The sequence below is a fragment of the Rathayibacter sp. AY1H2 genome (assembly GCF_002931985.1).
In the GTDB taxonomy this organism is placed as follows: domain Bacteria; phylum Actinomycetota; class Actinomycetes; order Actinomycetales; family Microbacteriaceae; genus Rathayibacter.
Window position 1 is genome coordinate 1 of sequence record NZ_PSUV01000003.1, and the last position, 13,294, is coordinate 13,294.

Genomic DNA, 13,294 nt, shown 5'->3' on the forward strand with positions numbered 1-13,294 from the left:
GGACGACAGTGGGCTCCCCCGCGCGCCGACGCCGCGCGGGCGGGAGGGGGACGACCATCAAGCCTCGCACGCCCGCGCGGCGTCGGCGCGCGGGGGAGCCCACTGTCGTCCGGTGTTCATCCGCGGAGTGGAGCACCGGCACGTCCGGGTCGCCGTGCCGGTCCTCCGAGCAGGCGCGGCGCCGGCTACCACAGCGCCGCCCGCCCGTGCACGGGGTGGCCCCGGAGGCGCGGCTCGCCTGGGATGGAGGGGAGCGGCCCGATCCGGGTGCCGCGGACGGAGGAGCCATGCCCGACCAGTACACGTTCACGAACCCCGCCACCCGGTACCCGGATGTGACTCCGCCGGTCCAGCAGCAGCCCGAGCCCGGGCTGCAGTCGCGGATGACCCCGGTGCCGGACCTCGGCGAGGAGAGCTACCGCGGCACCGGCCGGCTCGCGGGCCGCCGCACGCTCATCACGGGAGCCGACTCCGGGATCGGCGCCGCCGTGGCCATCGCCTTCGCCCGCGAGGGGGCCGACGTCGCCCTCGCCTACCTCCCGAGCGAGGAGGAGGACGCGCAGCACGTGATCGGGCTGATCCGTGCGGAGGGACGCACCGCCGTGCCGATCCCCGGCGATCTCACGAGTGCCGAGTACTGCACGCGGCTCGTGGCGGAGGCGGTCGAGGGCCTCGGCGGGCTCGACGCGGTGGTCAACGTAGCCGGGAAGCAGATATGGAAGGAAGATCTGCTCGACATCACCGACGAGCAGTTCGAGGCGACCTTCGCGGTCAACGTCTTCGCTCCGTCCCGGATCATCCGCGCGGCCCTCCCGCACCTGCCCGCGGGCGCCACCATCATCAACACGGCGTCGGCGGAGGCGCACAAGCCCGCCCCCGACCGCCTCGACTACGCGATGACGAAGGGCGCGATCAACAACCTCTCGAAGGGCCTGGCGCAGCAGCTCGCCGCGAAGGGCATCCGCGTGAACGTCGTGGCGCCCGGCCCGACGTGGACCGCCCTGCAGGTCAGCGGCGGCGTCGACCCCGAGAGCCTGCCCGACTTCGGCTCCAGCGAATCGCCGATGGGCCGTGCCGCGCAGCCCGCCGAGCAGGCCCCGGCCTACGTGTTCCTCGCGTCCGCCGAGTCGAGCTTCGTCGCCGGCGAGACCCTCAACGTGAACGGCGGCATGGTCTCGCCCTGACCCGCCGCGGCGCCGTCGCTCGCTGCTGGACCGCCGAGACGCCTTGGTCCTGCTCGAGACACGGGCTCGCGTCAACCCTCTCCCGAGCGGCGGGGGGCGCGAGGTGCCATGGAGGGACCACCACGAAGGAGCACCATGAGCACCACGACCGTCCTCCCCATCGAGACCTACTCCGACGAGCAGGGCTGGCACAACCGCATCGCCCACGCCCGGGTCCCGCTGAGCCACCACGAGTCGCGCCAGGAGGCGGAGGAGGTCGGCGAGGAGATCGCCGAGCAGCGCGGCGGGGAGCACGTCGTCCTCGGCTAGCGGCCGGCGCGGGGCGCGGCATGCGGTGCCCGATCGCGGAACGCCGCCGGCCCGCGGAACGCGCCCGGCCCCCTCCTCCCTAGCGTGGCCCGTCGTGCTCGCTCCCGAGCGCGCGACGAGAGGACGACATGGCCACCACGAGCGACGCCCCCGCGACCGGAGAGGCCGGCGGCACCTCCCTGCGCCGCCGCATCACCGGCCCGCTGCTCTACTTCTTCATCCTCGGCGACGTCCTCGGCGCGGGCATCTACGCCCTCATGGGTACGCTCTCGGCGGAGGTCGGCGGCGCCGTCTGGATGCCCCTCCTGCTCGCGCTCGGCCTCGCGCTGCTGACCGCCGGCTCCTATGCCGAGCTGGTGACCAAGTACCCGAAGGCGGGAGGCGCGGCGGTGTTCGCGCAGCGGGCCTTCAAGCGCCCGATCGTCTCGTTCCTGGTCGGCTTCGCCATGCTCGCGGCCGGTGTGACCAGCGCGGCCGGTCTGTCGCTCGCGTTCGCCGGCGACTACCTCGGCACCTTCCTCGACGTGCCGACCGTGCCGACGGCCATCGTCTTCCTGATCCTCGTCGCGTGCCTCAACGCGCGGGGCGTCGCGGAGTCGCTGCTCAGCAACACGGTGATGACCGTGATCGAGGTCGGCGGCCTGCTGATCGTGATCGGATGCGTCGCGCTGCTGGTGGCGGGCGGAGGCGGCGACCTCTCCCGCACGGTCGAGCTCAGCTCCGAGCAGGCGCCGGCGCTGGCGGTGCTCGGCGCGGCGATCATCGCGTACTACTCCTTCGTCGGCTTCGAGACCTCGGCCAACATCGCCGAGGAGATCCGCGACCCCAGCCGCGTCTACCCGCGCGCGCTGTTCGGCTCGCTGCTGACGGCCGGCGCGGTGTACGTCCTGGTCGGCCTCGCGAGCTCGATCGCGCTGCCCGCCGACGAGCTGTCCGGATCCTCCGCCCCGCTGCTCGACGTCGTGACGGCGAGCGGAGCCGGGGTGCCGGCATGGCTGTTCAGCCTGATCGCGCTCGTCGCGGTCGCCAACGGAGCGCTGCTGACCATGATCATGGCGAGCCGCGTCACCTACGGCATGGCGAAGGACGGCCTCCTCCCGGACGTGCTCGGCCGCGTGCTGCCGAAGCGCCGGACGCCGTGGGTGGCCATCGCGGTGACCACGCTGGCGGCGTGCCTCCTGACTCTGGTCGGCGATCTGGCGACCCTCGCCGAGACCGTGGTGCTGCTCCTCCTGCTGGTGTTCATCAGCACGAACGTCTCGGTGCTCGTGCTGCGGCGCGACAAGGTCGAGCACGACCACTTCCGCGTGTGGACGGCGATCCCCGTGCTCGGCGTCGCCTCGTGCGTGCTGCTCCTCAGCCAGCAGGACCCGATCGTCTGGCTCTACGCGGGGATCCTCCTCGTGGTCGGAGTCCTCGTGCACCTGGCGACCCGCCGCTCCTCCCGCCGCACCGCCTGATCCGCTGACGGTCCCGGCGGGGCCGCCGCTCCGCCGGACCGTCCCTCCCGACCGCCGCGCTCGCCCCGCGACCGGTCAAGCCCCTGGGCGGACGGCCGTCCGGGGCGTGGGATGGGGGGAACGGAAGGAGCACGAATGACCGACACACCCTCCCGCGAGGAGCTGCCGCTCCCCGACTGGAACGACATCCCGCTCGGCACGCTCGCGGAGCGCATCCGCCCGCTCGACGAGGCCGGCCTCGTCGTGCTGCTCGCCTACGAGGAGGCGCACGGGCACCGCCTGCCGGTGACGACGATCCTGCACTCGCGCCTCGAGCAGCTGCGCGGGGGAGCGGAGCCGGCAGGCAGCGTGCCGGAGTCGCTGCCCGAGGTGTCCCGCTCGTCGTCCGGATCGCCGGTCTCACCGGCGACGTCCGGTCCGCCGGTCAACCCGCCCTCGCGCGGAGTGCCGACGAACCCGGCTCAGCCGCGCTGACGGCGGCGGGCGGAGTCGCGGTCGCGGCGGCTCCGCCCCCGTCGCGTGCTGCCCAGGGCCTGCCCAGCGCGCACGGGCAGACTGTCCGGAGCCGATGACGGCGACCGGACGAGGGAGCAGTACCCGGAACGCGACAAGACTGACTCGTAGGAGCTGTCATGTCCTGGATCGTCCTCATCCTCTCCGGTGTCCTCGAGGCCGTGTGGGCCACCGCCCTCGGCAAGTCGGAGGGGTTCACCCGGCTCGGCCCGTCGGTCGTCTTCGGCGTCGGCGTCGTCGCGAGCATGGCCGGCCTCGCCTACGCGATGCGCGAGCTGCCCACCGGCACCGCGTACGCGGTCTGGGTCGGGATCGGCGCTTCGCTGACCGTGCTCTACGGCATGTTCTTCGGCGGCGAGGGCTTCTCGCTCGTGCGCACGCTGCTGGTCCTCGGGATCGTCGGCTGCGTCGTCGGCCTGAAGCTCGTGCACTGAACCGAGGCCCCGTCCTCTCCTCCGCGAGGCCGCTCCCGTGCGCGACACGCCGACGGAGGCGCACCGGACTGGCATCTCGCCGAGGGTCCGAGGCCGGTGGTTGCAGGACGCCGCGCGTTCCACCTAGGCTCGGCACATCAGGGGAGAACGATCGTTCTTCGGTTCTCCCCGCCCCCCAAGGAGGACTCATGCCCACTCGTACCGCACGCACCGCCTGGAACGGCTCGCTCGAGACCGGCGAGGGCCAGGTCGAGCTCTCGAGCTCGAAGATCGGCACCTACGACGTCTCGTTCCCCAAGCGCGCCGCCGACGACGCCAACGGCTCGACCAGCCCCGAGGAGCTCCTCGCGGCCGCCCACTCCGCCTGCTACGCGATGCAGTTCTCGGCCGTCCTCGGCCAGGCCGGCGGCACCGTCGAGGCGCTCGACGTCCGCGCCGACGTCTCGCTCGGCCCGGACTCGGCCGGCGGATTCAAGCTCACCGGCATCAAGCTCATCGTGAGCGGCGAGGTCTCCGGCATCGATGAGGCCGCCTTCCTCAAGGCCGCCGACGAGGCCAAGGAGACCTGCCCCGTCAGCAAGGCGCTCACCGGAGTCGACATCACGCTCGACGCCACCTTCGAGGGCTGAGCCCCTCCGCACGTCCCGAGTACCCCGTCGCGCATCGCGGCGGGGTGCTCGTGCGTCCGGCGCGGCCGCGGACCGGCCTGTGGAGACCCCCGCCCCCACCGGCCGCCCGGCGCCCCCTGTCGTCAGACCGCCGCCGGCGCGTAGCGGAAGCCGGCGCCGAGGTGCTCCTCCGGCAGCCGGTCGCCGCGGCCGTGCAGCTTCTGGCGGAGGCTGCCCTCGACGTACTCCTCCGGGTACGCGCCGCGGCTGCGCAGCTCCGGCACGATGAACTCCACCACGTCCTCGAAGGTGCCGGGCGTGATCGCGTAGGCGAGGTTGAACCCGTCCACGTCGGTCTCCTCGACCCACTCCTGGAGGTGGTCGGCGACCTCCGCGGGCGAGCCGACGACGAACGGGCCGAGCCCGCCGATCACGCTGAGCTTGGCGATGTCGCGGACCTTCCACTCCGAGCCGTCCTCGTTCGCCTCCTGGAAGTTGGCGACGGCCGACTGGATCGCGTTGCTCTTCACGTTGCCGATCGGCTCGTCGAGGTCGTACTGCGACAGATCGATGCCCATCCAGCCCGACATGAAGACCAGCGCCCCCTCCTCGCTCCCGTAGGAGAGGTAGTCGCGGTGCTTCTCGTGCGCGGCCTCGCTGGTCTCGGCGGTGATGATCGTCAGCAGCGTGTAGATCTTCGCGGAGTAGCGGTCGCGGCCGGCCGCCTCGAGGGCGTCGCGGATGCGCGAGACGGTCGCCTTCAGGCCGGCCTTCGTCGAGGACGCGACGAAGATCGCCTCCGCGTTGCCCGCCGCGAAGCGGATGCCGCGCGGCGACGCTCCCGCCTGGTAGATGACGGGGGTCCGCTGCACCGACGGCTCCGAGAGGTGGATGCCGGGGACGGTGAAGTTCTTGCCGCGGTGCCCGATCTCGTGCACCTTCGCCGGGTCGGTGAAGACGCCCGACTCGCGGTCGCGGACGACCGCGTCGTCCTCCCACGACCCCTCCCACAGCTTGTAGAGCACCTCGAGGTACTCGTCGGCGACGTCGTAGCGGTCGTCGTGCTCGAGCTGGTCCTCGTGGCCCATGTTGCGGGCGGCGCTGGGGAGGTAGCCGGTGACGACGTTCCAGCCCACGCGGCCTTTCGTCAGGTGGTCGAGCGTCGACATGCGCCGCGCGAACGGGTACGGGTGCTCGTAGGCGGTGCCCGCGGTGATGCCGAAGCCGAGGTGCTCGGTCGCGGCGGCCATCGCCGAGACGAGGAGGATCGGGTCGTTGACGGGGACCTGCGCGCCGTGGCGGATCGCCGCCTCGTTCGAGCCGCCGTAGACGTCGTAGGTGCCGAGCACGTCGGCGATGAAGATGCCGTCGAACGTGCCGCGCTCGAGCAGCTTCGCCAGGTCGGTCCAGTACGAGAGGTCCTTGTAGCGCCAGGACTGGTCCTGGGGGTGGCGCCACATGCCCGAGGACTGATGGGCGACGCAGTTCATGTCGAAGGCGTTGAAGCGGATCTGGCGGGTCATGGAGTCGATAGTGCCCAGAAGAGCAGCGAACGGGTACCGAGCGCGACGCACGGCGTCACAATGCGACGCCCGTCGAGGTGCCCGGCGGGTCTGGGAAGTCGGCGACGTCCTCGACGAGCTGGCCGACCTCGAGGACCGCATCGGCAGCGCGATGATCGAGAGTCGGAACGGGTGATGTGCCGGGGCGCACCGCCCCCGTCCGCCGACCGGGCGGCTCCTCCTCCTACGCCAGCTCGCGCCCCAGGAAGCGCACGTGCTCGCCGATCTGGAACGCCTCGCCGCCCTCGTGGCCGTTGAAGGGGTAGACGCGGATCTCGCGGGGTCCGGCATAGCGGTTGTAGGAGGCGTAGACGGTGGACGGCGGGCAGATGTCGTCGCGGAGCGCCACCGAGAACAGCGCGGGGGACTGCGCGTAGGGGGCGAAGGAGGTGCCGTCGAAGTACGAGAGGGTGTCGAACACGCGCGCCTCGGCGCCGCGGTGGGTGTGCAGGTACTGCACGATCTCGCCGTACGGCATCGTGTCGACCAGCCGCACGGCGTGCGGGATGTGGGAGAGGAACGGCACGTCGACGATCGCGGCGCGCGCCGACTCCGACTCGCCGAGCAGGCCCAGGATCCCGGTGACGGCGAGAGCGATCCCGCCTCCCTGGCTGCCGCCCGAGACGGCCACGCGGGAGGCGTCGACCGCGGGGTGCGCGCGCAGCACGTCGAGCGCGCGGACGGCGTCGGTGAAGACGCGGCGGTAGAAGTGCTCCGCGGGCGACTCGATGCCCTGCGTCATGAAGCCGGAGACGTGCGGCCCGCTGCCCACCGGGTCGGGCGTCGCTCCGGAGCGGTGCCCGGACCCCTGGCCGCGGGTGTCCATGACCAGGTGCGCGTAGCCGGCGGCCGACATCGCGGTCCACTCCGCGAGCTGCCCGCGGCCGCCTCCGTAGCCGATGAAGGTCACGAGCCCGGGGAGGGGGCCCTCGACGCCGCGGGGGAGGATCAGCCACGCGCGGATCGGGTGGCCGCCGAAGCCGGAGTAGGTGACGTCGAAGGTGTCGAGCAGTCCGAAGCCGGCGTCGACCCGCTCGAGGCGCGGCTCGGTCGCGACGGCCCTCGCCTCGGCGATCGTGTCGCGCCAGAACTCGGCGAACCCGGCGGGCTCGGCGATCTCGGGGGCGTACTGCTCGAGGAGGTCGAGCGGGAGGTCGTACTGCGGCATCACGGACTCCTTCTCGGGCAGCGGCGCCCGAGGATCGAGGCTACTGGAGGCACGGGCCCACCTGGGTGCGGCGTGGGAGAACGCCGCAGAGCGGAATGCCCGGGCACCCTCCGCGTTCTCCTCAGCATGACGACGTACGGAATCATCGGAGCAGGCAACATCGGCAGCCAGGTCGCACGGGCGGTCATCGCCCTCGGGGACGAGGTGGTCATCGCGAACTCGCGCGGCCCCGAGACCCTCGCCGACCTCATCGCGGAGCTCGGCCCGAAGGCCCGCGCCGCCACGGCACAGGAGGCAGCCGAGGCCGCCGAGATCGCCGTGGTGACGGTGCCGCTGAAGAACCTCGAGGAGGTGCCGGTCGCCCCGCTCGCCGGCAAGATCGTCCTCGACACGAACAACTACTACTTCGAGCGCGACGGCCGCATCGAGGCGCTCGACAAGGGCGAGACCACGACCAGCGAGATGCTCCAGCAGCACCTCCCGGAGTCGAAGGTCGTCAAGGCGTTCAACCACATCATGGCCGCCGACATCACCACCGACGGCACCCCGGTCGGCACGCCCGACCGCCGTGCCCTCGCGACGTCGAGCGACTACCCCGAGGCGATCCACTTCGTGACCGACCTCTACGACCGGATCGGCTTCGACACCGTCGCGATCACGCCGCTGAGCGAGTCGTGGCGCGTCGAGCGCGACCGCCCCGCCTACGTGGTGCGGCAGAACCGCGAGGAGCTCGAGGCCAACCTCGCGAAGGCCCCCCGCACGGTCTGATCCAGCCACTCGGAGGGGAGCGGAGCTGCGGCGCCGCTCCCCTTCTGCATGTCCGGACGGCGTCGGAGGCGCGCCCGGGACGGCTCCCTCGGCGCTCGCCGCCGCCGGGCCTGCGATAGTCGAGAGGACCAGCCACGCACCAGAGAGCCCCGATCGGGCTCCGAGAGGAGAGGCCTGCCATGCCCTCGACACCCCGTTCCGTCCCCTCCCGCTCCGGGCTCTCGCGCCGCAGCGTCGTGATCGGCGGTCTCGCGGTGCTCCCGCTGCTCAGCGCCTGCACGCCCGACTCCTCCGCTCCGGACGACGCCCAGCAGGAGGCGCCCCGCACCCGCACCGCGGCTCCGAGCGGGCCGGTGGCGCTCGCCCCGGACGCGCTCGCCGCGAGTGCGGCCCTGTTCGCCGCGGCTCCGCTGGTCGTCCTGGTCGAGGACGTCGCGGAGTCCCGCCTGCGCGCCGCCCAGGTGAGCATCGCCTGGGGCGTGCCGCTGCTGGTCGGCTCGGCGGGATCCGGAGCGACGGCCGCCCCGACCGCGGACGCCGCGGCCGCGGGATCCACGGCTTCCGAGACGCCGTCCGATCCGGGGGGCCCGTCCGACTCCGCGCCCGGATCCGCCACCCCGTCCGCCGCTCCGTCCTCCGCCGCTCCGACCTCCGACGCCCTCGCCGCCGAGTTCGCCCGCCTCGGCGTGACCCGCGTGCTCGCGATCGGCGACGTCACCGCGCCCGAGGGCGTCGACGTCGTCGCCTCCGCCTCCGACGCGGCCGCCCTCAGCGCTGCGTCCGGCCTGACCGTGACCGACCTGGCGCTCGCCGACCTCGCCGCCGCCGCGCCGTCCACCGCCTCCGACGCCCCCTTCGGCGCCCTCCCGGCCCGAGCCGACGCCCTGACCGGCCTGCACGCCCTCGCCCGCGCGCAGGACGCCGACGTCGCCGCACTGGCGACCGCCCGCGGGGCCGGCGTGCCCGTCACCGTGGTCGACGGCGACGACCTGCTCGCCTCGGGCCTAGCCGTGACCGCGATCGCCGAGGCCGACGCCTCCTGCACGCTGCTGCTCGGCCCCGTGCTCGCCGCCCAGCCCGAGCCCGAGTGGGCCGTGCGCGCAGCCGCGAGCGGCTGGCAGCTGCCGCGCGGCGGCCAGCGGATGTTCGGCGGGCACCTCTTCGTCGCGATCTACGGCACTCCGGGCGCTCCCGTCCTCGGCGTGCTGGGGGAGCAGGGCCTCGAGCCCACGATCGCGCGGGCGGAGGCGGTGGCCGAGCCGTACCGGGCGCTCACCGACAAGCAGGTCGTGCCGAGCCTCGAGATCATCACCACGGTCGCGGCGGGCGACCCCGGCAAGGACGGCGACTACTCCAACGAGCTCGACGCCGCCGACATCCGCCCCTACATCGACGCGGCGCAGGCGGCGGGGATGTACGTGGTGCTCGACCTGCAGTCGGGGCTGACCGACTTCCTCACCCAGGCGAAGCAGTACGCGGACCTCCTGTCGCTGCCCAACGTCGGCCTCGCGCTCGACCCGGAGTGGCGCCTGCTGCCCGGCCAGAAGCCGCTGCAGCAGATCGGGCGCGTCTCGGCCGCCGAGGTCGACAGCGTGTCGGAGTGGCTGGCCGACCTGGTGCAGAGCGAGGGGCTGCCGCCGAAGATGTTCGTGCTGCACCAGTTCCGGCTGTCGATGCTGCAGGACCGCGACAGCATCCGCCGCGACCGGCCCGAGCTGGAGTTCCTCATCCACGTCGATGGCCAGGGCTCGCAGCCCGACAAGCAGGCGACCTGGGACGCGCTGCACGAGGGCGCCCCCGAGGGCATCGGCTGGGGCTGGAAGAACTTCTACGACGAGGACGCGCCCATGCTCACCCCCGCCGAGACCATGGCCGAGGTGCGCCCCCTCCCCGACCTCGTCACCTACCAGTAGGCGGATCCCGAGGGCGGGCGTCAGCGGCGCAAGAGCTCGCCGGAGACGACGCCCGCCTCGACCTCCTCGAGGGCGCGGCCGCGGGTCTCGGGCACGCGCTTCCAGATGAAGACGAGCGCGAGCAGGCCGACGGCGCCGAACAGGAAGAACGTTCCGGTGATGCCGACGCCGGAGACGAGGGTGGGGAAGAACAGGCCGAGCACCGCGTTCGTGATCCAGTGGCAGAAGATCGCGATGCCGACGCCGACGCCGCGGATCCGCAGCGGGAAGATCTCGGACAGCATCACCCAGGTGACGATGTTGAGGAACGTCTGCATGCTCCCCACGAACGCGACGACCAGCACCAGGATCACGTACGGCCGCGCCGGGTTCCCCACGGGGAGCGCGACGGAGGCGATGCCGATCAGGAAGTGCATCGCGGTGGTCAGGGAGTAGCCGAGCAGGAGGGTCGTGCGGCGGTTCATCGTCTGCATGAGCCGCAGCCCGATCAGGCCGCCGATCACGGCGATCGCCCCGGGTGCGATGTTGGCGACGAGCGCGCCGTCGTGGTCGAAGCCCGCCTCCTTCAGCACCGACTGGCCGTAGTACATGATCGAGTTGATGCCGGTGAGCTGCTGGGCGACTCCGATCCCGATGCCGACCAGCAGGATGCGCACCGCCCAGCGCTCGCGCAGCGCCTGCAGCAGGGGGATCCTCGGGCCGTCCTTCGCGCCGATCGAGCGGGCGATGGTCTCCGCCTCCGCATGGGCCCGGTCGGGCGTCCGGATGGTCGTGAGCACGTCGAGCGCCTCGTCGCGGCGGCCGTGCGCGATCAGCCAGCGCGGCGACTCCGGGACCCGGGTCATGCCGAGCAGGAGCGCGGCGGCGGGGAGCGCGGCGACGGCGAGCATGATCCGCCAGACGCCGGGCAGCTCGCCCCAGACGGTGCCGATGACGGCGTTGGCCACGAAGGCGGCGAGCTGGCCGATCACGATCATCAGCTCGTTGCGGCCGGCGAGCGAGCCGCGGATCTCGGAGGGGGAGATCTCGGAGAGGTAGATCGGCACGACCACCGAGGCGCCGCCGACGGCCAGTCCGAGGACCGCCCGCCCGAGGACCATCGCGCCGAAGCCCGGCGCCACCACGCAGACCAGGGCGCCGACGAGGAAGAGCACGGCGAGCAGGCGGATCGTGGTCCGCCTCCCGAGGGCGTCGGCGAGGCGTCCGCCCGAGATCGCGCCGATCGCGGCGGCGAAGAGGAGCGAGCTGGTGACGACCCCCTCGGTCAGCGCGGTGAGGCCCAGCTCGGTCGACATTGGCTCCAGGGCGCCGTTGATGACGCCGGTGTCGTAGCCGAAGAGGAGGCCGCCGAGGGTCGCGATGAGCGCGATGAGGCCGAGACGCTTAGTCGGCGCCTCCAGGGAGGTGGTGGTCATCCGCTTACTCTGACGCATGGCCGCGCGGTGAGCGAACCCTGGACCGTCGGGGGAACCCGGTGTAGCGGGTCCCCTCGACGGCCCGGGGCCCCTCGGCGGCAGGGAGGGGGGAGGGAGCGTGCGGAGGGGGTGCTCAGGAGGAGACGCGCGCGCCCTCGCGCAGGCCCTCCTCCTTGGCCTGCTGCACCAGGGCGGCGATGCGGCGGCGCGAGCGCGAGCGCCCGGCGAGCAGCGCCGCGAGGATGAGGGCGACCCCGAGGATCACGAGCAGCTGCGGGACCGGCACGGCGGCGACCGTGATCGACTCCGTCACGGGAGCGGTGGCGACCGGCTCCTGATCGGCGGCGGCGACGGTCGGTGCGATGGTCAGGTCGGCGCCGACCCCGAAGAGGGGCCAGATGCCGTCGAGCTGCACCGAGACGCTGCGCCGGTCGCCGGGCAGCAGCTCCTGCTGGGGCGCGTCGGCCGCGACGACGGGGGCGGTGGCGCCCTGGGCGCTCGCCGTGCCGTCGAGCAGCAGGCGCACGTTGCCAGTGTTCACCACGTCGGCGACGAGCGAGAGGGAGCCGGGCTGGAACGGGTTCCAGGAGAGGCGGTAGTCGCTGGCCAGGTCCTCGACGGAGAAGGAGGGGGTCACCTCGCCGGTCACGCGGGTCATCACGCGGAAGCCGATGCGGCTCTCCACTCCGACGTTCGCGCCTCCCGCCTCGGTGCCCTGCGAGAGCACGGAGGCGGCGATGCCGGCGGCGTGGTCGCCAGGGGTGGCGTTGTCGGGGACCGTCACGGTGAACGGCACCACGCCGCTGCTGCCCGGATCGACGGTCACGGTCTCGGGGGCGGAGATCCACAGCCCGGCGTCGACCGACTCCTGGTCCGAGTTGAGCATGTTGAAGCGGCCGGTGTCGGTGAAGTAGCCGTCGGCGCTGGTGATGCTGAAGGTCACGGGCTGGTCGCTGAGGTTCCGCACGACCGCCTCGTCCGAGGCGCTCGCGCCGGGGGCGAGCTCGAGCTCGACCCACGCGCGCTTGTCGGGGACGCCGTCGGTGGAGGGGCTGACCGCCCAGGTGATCGCTCCGTCGGCCGCGACGGCCGCCGGAGCGACTCCCGCGCCGAGGAGGGCGACGATCAGCGCGAGCAGCGCGGGGAGGAGCGGGCGGCGGGGAGCGGCGGAGCGGCGCGGAGCAGTCATCAGAACCTCATGGTCGCACGGGGGAAGCACGACGCGGCCGGGCGGGCGGGCCCGGCCGCGTCGGCCGTGGTGGGATCGCGGCCGAGGGAGTGCGTCCCCCGGCCGCGACGGGTCACTCGAAGAGCGACAGGGTGATGGTGGACGAGTACGCGCCGGCGTCCACGTTCACGGGGGTGCGGAGGAAGAGGTCGGCGTCGGCGCTCCAGGAGCCCTCGGGGTTGACCTGCTGGGAGTTGCTGGCGACGATCGCGAGCAGCTCCTTGCCCTTCAGGCCGACGCCGTTGGCGCCGCCGTCGATGGCGGTGCCGACCTCATCGCCCGCGGCGACCTCGCCGAGGTCTCCACCGTCGACCAGGTCCGGGGTCCAGCCGAGGTTCTCGGCGCCGATGGTCGATCCGTCGGCCGACGTGAAGTCGCTCGCCGTGCCGATGACGTACCACGCGGAGTCGGGGGAGACGTCCGCGGCGTCACGGGTGTCGGTGACCGTGACGGTGGGCAGGGTGCCGGTGAACTGGCGGCGGACGTTGTCCGAGCCGGTCTCGGTCAGCGTCGTCGAGTCCGCGGCGACGGTCATCGAGAGGGCACCGTTACCGGGGAGGTCGGCGATCTCGACGTTGATGTCGACGTCATCGTTGCCGTAGTTGACCTCGGCGGCGAACGCCGTTCCGGCGACTCCGAGCAGGAGGACGCCTCCGGCCAGTCCAGCGGCTCCGCGGATCAGAAGGGATCGGGTGTTCATGTCGGGTGTTCTCCGTTCTCCGGCCGGCGTCG

The 13,294-nt window shown here is 72.8% G+C and carries 13 protein-coding genes and 1 riboswitch; of the genes, 8 read left to right on the forward strand and 5 right to left on the reverse strand.

From position 1 onward, the window contains the following. The first annotated feature begins 287 nt into the window (after window positions 1-287). The 6 genes from C5C29_RS03630 (at window position 288) to C5C29_RS03655 (ending at window position 4,529) form a co-directional block, all read left to right on the forward strand. The gene (locus tag C5C29_RS03630; protein ID WP_104307959.1) at window positions 288-1,184 is read left to right on the forward strand and encodes an SDR family oxidoreductase; all 897 of its coding nucleotides are present in this window, start codon (window positions 288-290) and stop codon (window positions 1,182-1,184) included. A gap of 135 nt (window positions 1,185-1,319) precedes the next feature. Further along, window positions 1,320-1,493: a DUF2188 domain-containing protein gene (locus C5C29_RS03635; protein ID WP_159940661.1), complete on the forward strand. Its 174-nt coding sequence runs from the start codon at window positions 1,320-1,322 to the stop codon at window positions 1,491-1,493. 128 nt (window positions 1,494-1,621) lie between these two features. Continuing rightward, the gene (locus C5C29_RS03640) at window positions 1,622-2,953 is read left to right on the forward strand and encodes an APC family permease (RefSeq protein WP_104222375.1); all 1,332 of its coding nucleotides are present in this window, start codon (window positions 1,622-1,624) and stop codon (window positions 2,951-2,953) included. A 135-nt stretch (window positions 2,954-3,088) separates the two neighbouring features. Beyond that, complete coding sequence (locus C5C29_RS03645; RefSeq protein ID WP_104222376.1) at window positions 3,089-3,427, forward strand: hypothetical protein; 339 nt, start codon at window positions 3,089-3,091, stop codon at window positions 3,425-3,427. 85 nt (window positions 3,428-3,512) lie between these two features. Continuing rightward, a riboswitch (guanidine-III (ykkC-III) riboswitch) is annotated at window positions 3,513-3,576 on the forward strand. A gap of 9 nt (window positions 3,577-3,585) precedes the next feature. Next, the gene (locus C5C29_RS03650) at window positions 3,586-3,900 is read left to right on the forward strand and encodes a multidrug efflux SMR transporter (RefSeq protein ID WP_104222377.1); all 315 of its coding nucleotides are present in this window, start codon (window positions 3,586-3,588) and stop codon (window positions 3,898-3,900) included. 188 nt (window positions 3,901-4,088) lie between these two features. Next, window positions 4,089-4,529 carry an OsmC family peroxiredoxin gene (locus tag C5C29_RS03655; protein ID WP_104222378.1) on the forward strand — a complete coding sequence of 147 codons (441 nt, stop codon included), beginning with the start codon at window positions 4,089-4,091 and terminating at the stop codon, window positions 4,527-4,529. A 122-nt stretch (window positions 4,530-4,651) separates the two neighbouring features. Here C5C29_RS03655 and C5C29_RS03660 read toward each other — a convergent pair whose 3' ends face one another. Beyond that, window positions 4,652-6,031, reverse strand: a complete 1,380-nt coding sequence (locus tag C5C29_RS03660) for an LLM class flavin-dependent oxidoreductase (RefSeq protein ID WP_104222379.1) — start codon at window positions 6,029-6,031, stop codon at window positions 4,652-4,654. A 223-nt stretch (window positions 6,032-6,254) separates the two neighbouring features. Next, a complete protein-coding gene (locus C5C29_RS03665; protein WP_104222380.1) occupies window positions 6,255-7,238 on the reverse strand; it encodes an acetylxylan esterase in 984 nt (327 codons plus the stop codon). 126 nt (window positions 7,239-7,364) lie between these two features. On the opposite strand from C5C29_RS03665, the gene C5C29_RS03670 reads away from it, so the two are divergent. Beyond that, window positions 7,365-8,006, forward strand: coding sequence for an NADPH-dependent F420 reductase (locus tag C5C29_RS03670; RefSeq protein WP_104222381.1), 642 nt, complete (start codon window positions 7,365-7,367; stop codon window positions 8,004-8,006). A 179-nt stretch (window positions 8,007-8,185) separates the two neighbouring features. Next, the gene (locus tag C5C29_RS03675) at window positions 8,186-9,919 is read left to right on the forward strand and encodes a hypothetical protein (RefSeq protein ID WP_104222382.1); all 1,734 of its coding nucleotides are present in this window, start codon (window positions 8,186-8,188) and stop codon (window positions 9,917-9,919) included. A 20-nt stretch (window positions 9,920-9,939) separates the two neighbouring features. Here the strand turns inward: C5C29_RS03675 and C5C29_RS03680 are convergent, their stop codons facing one another. From C5C29_RS03680 to C5C29_RS03690, 3 genes are all read right to left on the reverse strand, one after another. After that, entirely contained in the window at window positions 9,940-11,334 is a 1,395-nt protein-coding gene (locus C5C29_RS03680) for a sugar porter family MFS transporter (protein ID WP_258062148.1), read from the reverse strand. Window positions 11,335-11,467: 133 nt separating this feature from the next. Beyond that, a complete protein-coding gene (locus tag C5C29_RS03685; protein ID WP_104222384.1) occupies window positions 11,468-12,523 on the reverse strand; it encodes a WxL protein peptidoglycan domain-containing protein in 1,056 nt (351 codons plus the stop codon). Window positions 12,524-12,635: 112 nt separating this feature from the next. After that, the gene (locus C5C29_RS03690) at window positions 12,636-13,262 is read right to left on the reverse strand and encodes a hypothetical protein (RefSeq protein ID WP_104222385.1); all 627 of its coding nucleotides are present in this window, start codon (window positions 13,260-13,262) and stop codon (window positions 12,636-12,638) included. Between the last annotated feature and the right edge of the window lie 32 nt (window positions 13,263-13,294).

Excerpts from the sequence above, each read along its gene's own strand:
- C5C29_RS03630 (WP_104307959.1), top strand. The coding sequence starts at position 288 with ATGCCCGACCAGTACACGTTCACGAACCCCGCCACCCGGTACCCGGAT.
- C5C29_RS03635 (WP_159940661.1), top strand. The coding sequence starts at position 1,320 with ATGAGCACCACGACCGTCCTCCCCATCGAGACCTACTCCGACGAGCAG.
- C5C29_RS03640 (WP_104222375.1), top strand. The coding sequence starts at position 1,622 with ATGGCCACCACGAGCGACGCCCCCGCGACCGGAGAGGCCGGCGGCACC.
- C5C29_RS03645 (WP_104222376.1), top strand. The coding sequence starts at position 3,089 with ATGACCGACACACCCTCCCGCGAGGAGCTGCCGCTCCCCGACTGGAAC.
- C5C29_RS03650 (WP_104222377.1), top strand. The coding sequence starts at position 3,586 with ATGTCCTGGATCGTCCTCATCCTCTCCGGTGTCCTCGAGGCCGTGTGG.
- C5C29_RS03655 (WP_104222378.1), top strand. The coding sequence starts at position 4,089 with ATGCCCACTCGTACCGCACGCACCGCCTGGAACGGCTCGCTCGAGACC.
- C5C29_RS03660 (WP_104222379.1), bottom strand. The coding sequence starts at position 6,031 with ATGACCCGCCAGATCCGCTTCAACGCCTTCGACATGAACTGCGTCGCC.
- C5C29_RS03665 (WP_104222380.1), bottom strand. The coding sequence starts at position 7,238 with ATGCCGCAGTACGACCTCCCGCTCGACCTCCTCGAGCAGTACGCCCCC.
- C5C29_RS03670 (WP_104222381.1), top strand. The coding sequence starts at position 7,365 with ATGACGACGTACGGAATCATCGGAGCAGGCAACATCGGCAGCCAGGTC.
- C5C29_RS03675 (WP_104222382.1), top strand. The coding sequence starts at position 8,186 with ATGCCCTCGACACCCCGTTCCGTCCCCTCCCGCTCCGGGCTCTCGCGC.
- C5C29_RS03680 (WP_258062148.1), bottom strand. The coding sequence starts at position 11,334 with ATGACCACCACCTCCCTGGAGGCGCCGACTAAGCGTCTCGGCCTCATC.
- C5C29_RS03685 (WP_104222384.1), bottom strand. The coding sequence starts at position 12,523 with ATGACTGCTCCGCGCCGCTCCGCCGCTCCCCGCCGCCCGCTCCTCCCC.
- C5C29_RS03690 (WP_104222385.1), bottom strand. The coding sequence starts at position 13,262 with ATGAACACCCGATCCCTTCTGATCCGCGGAGCCGCTGGACTGGCCGGA.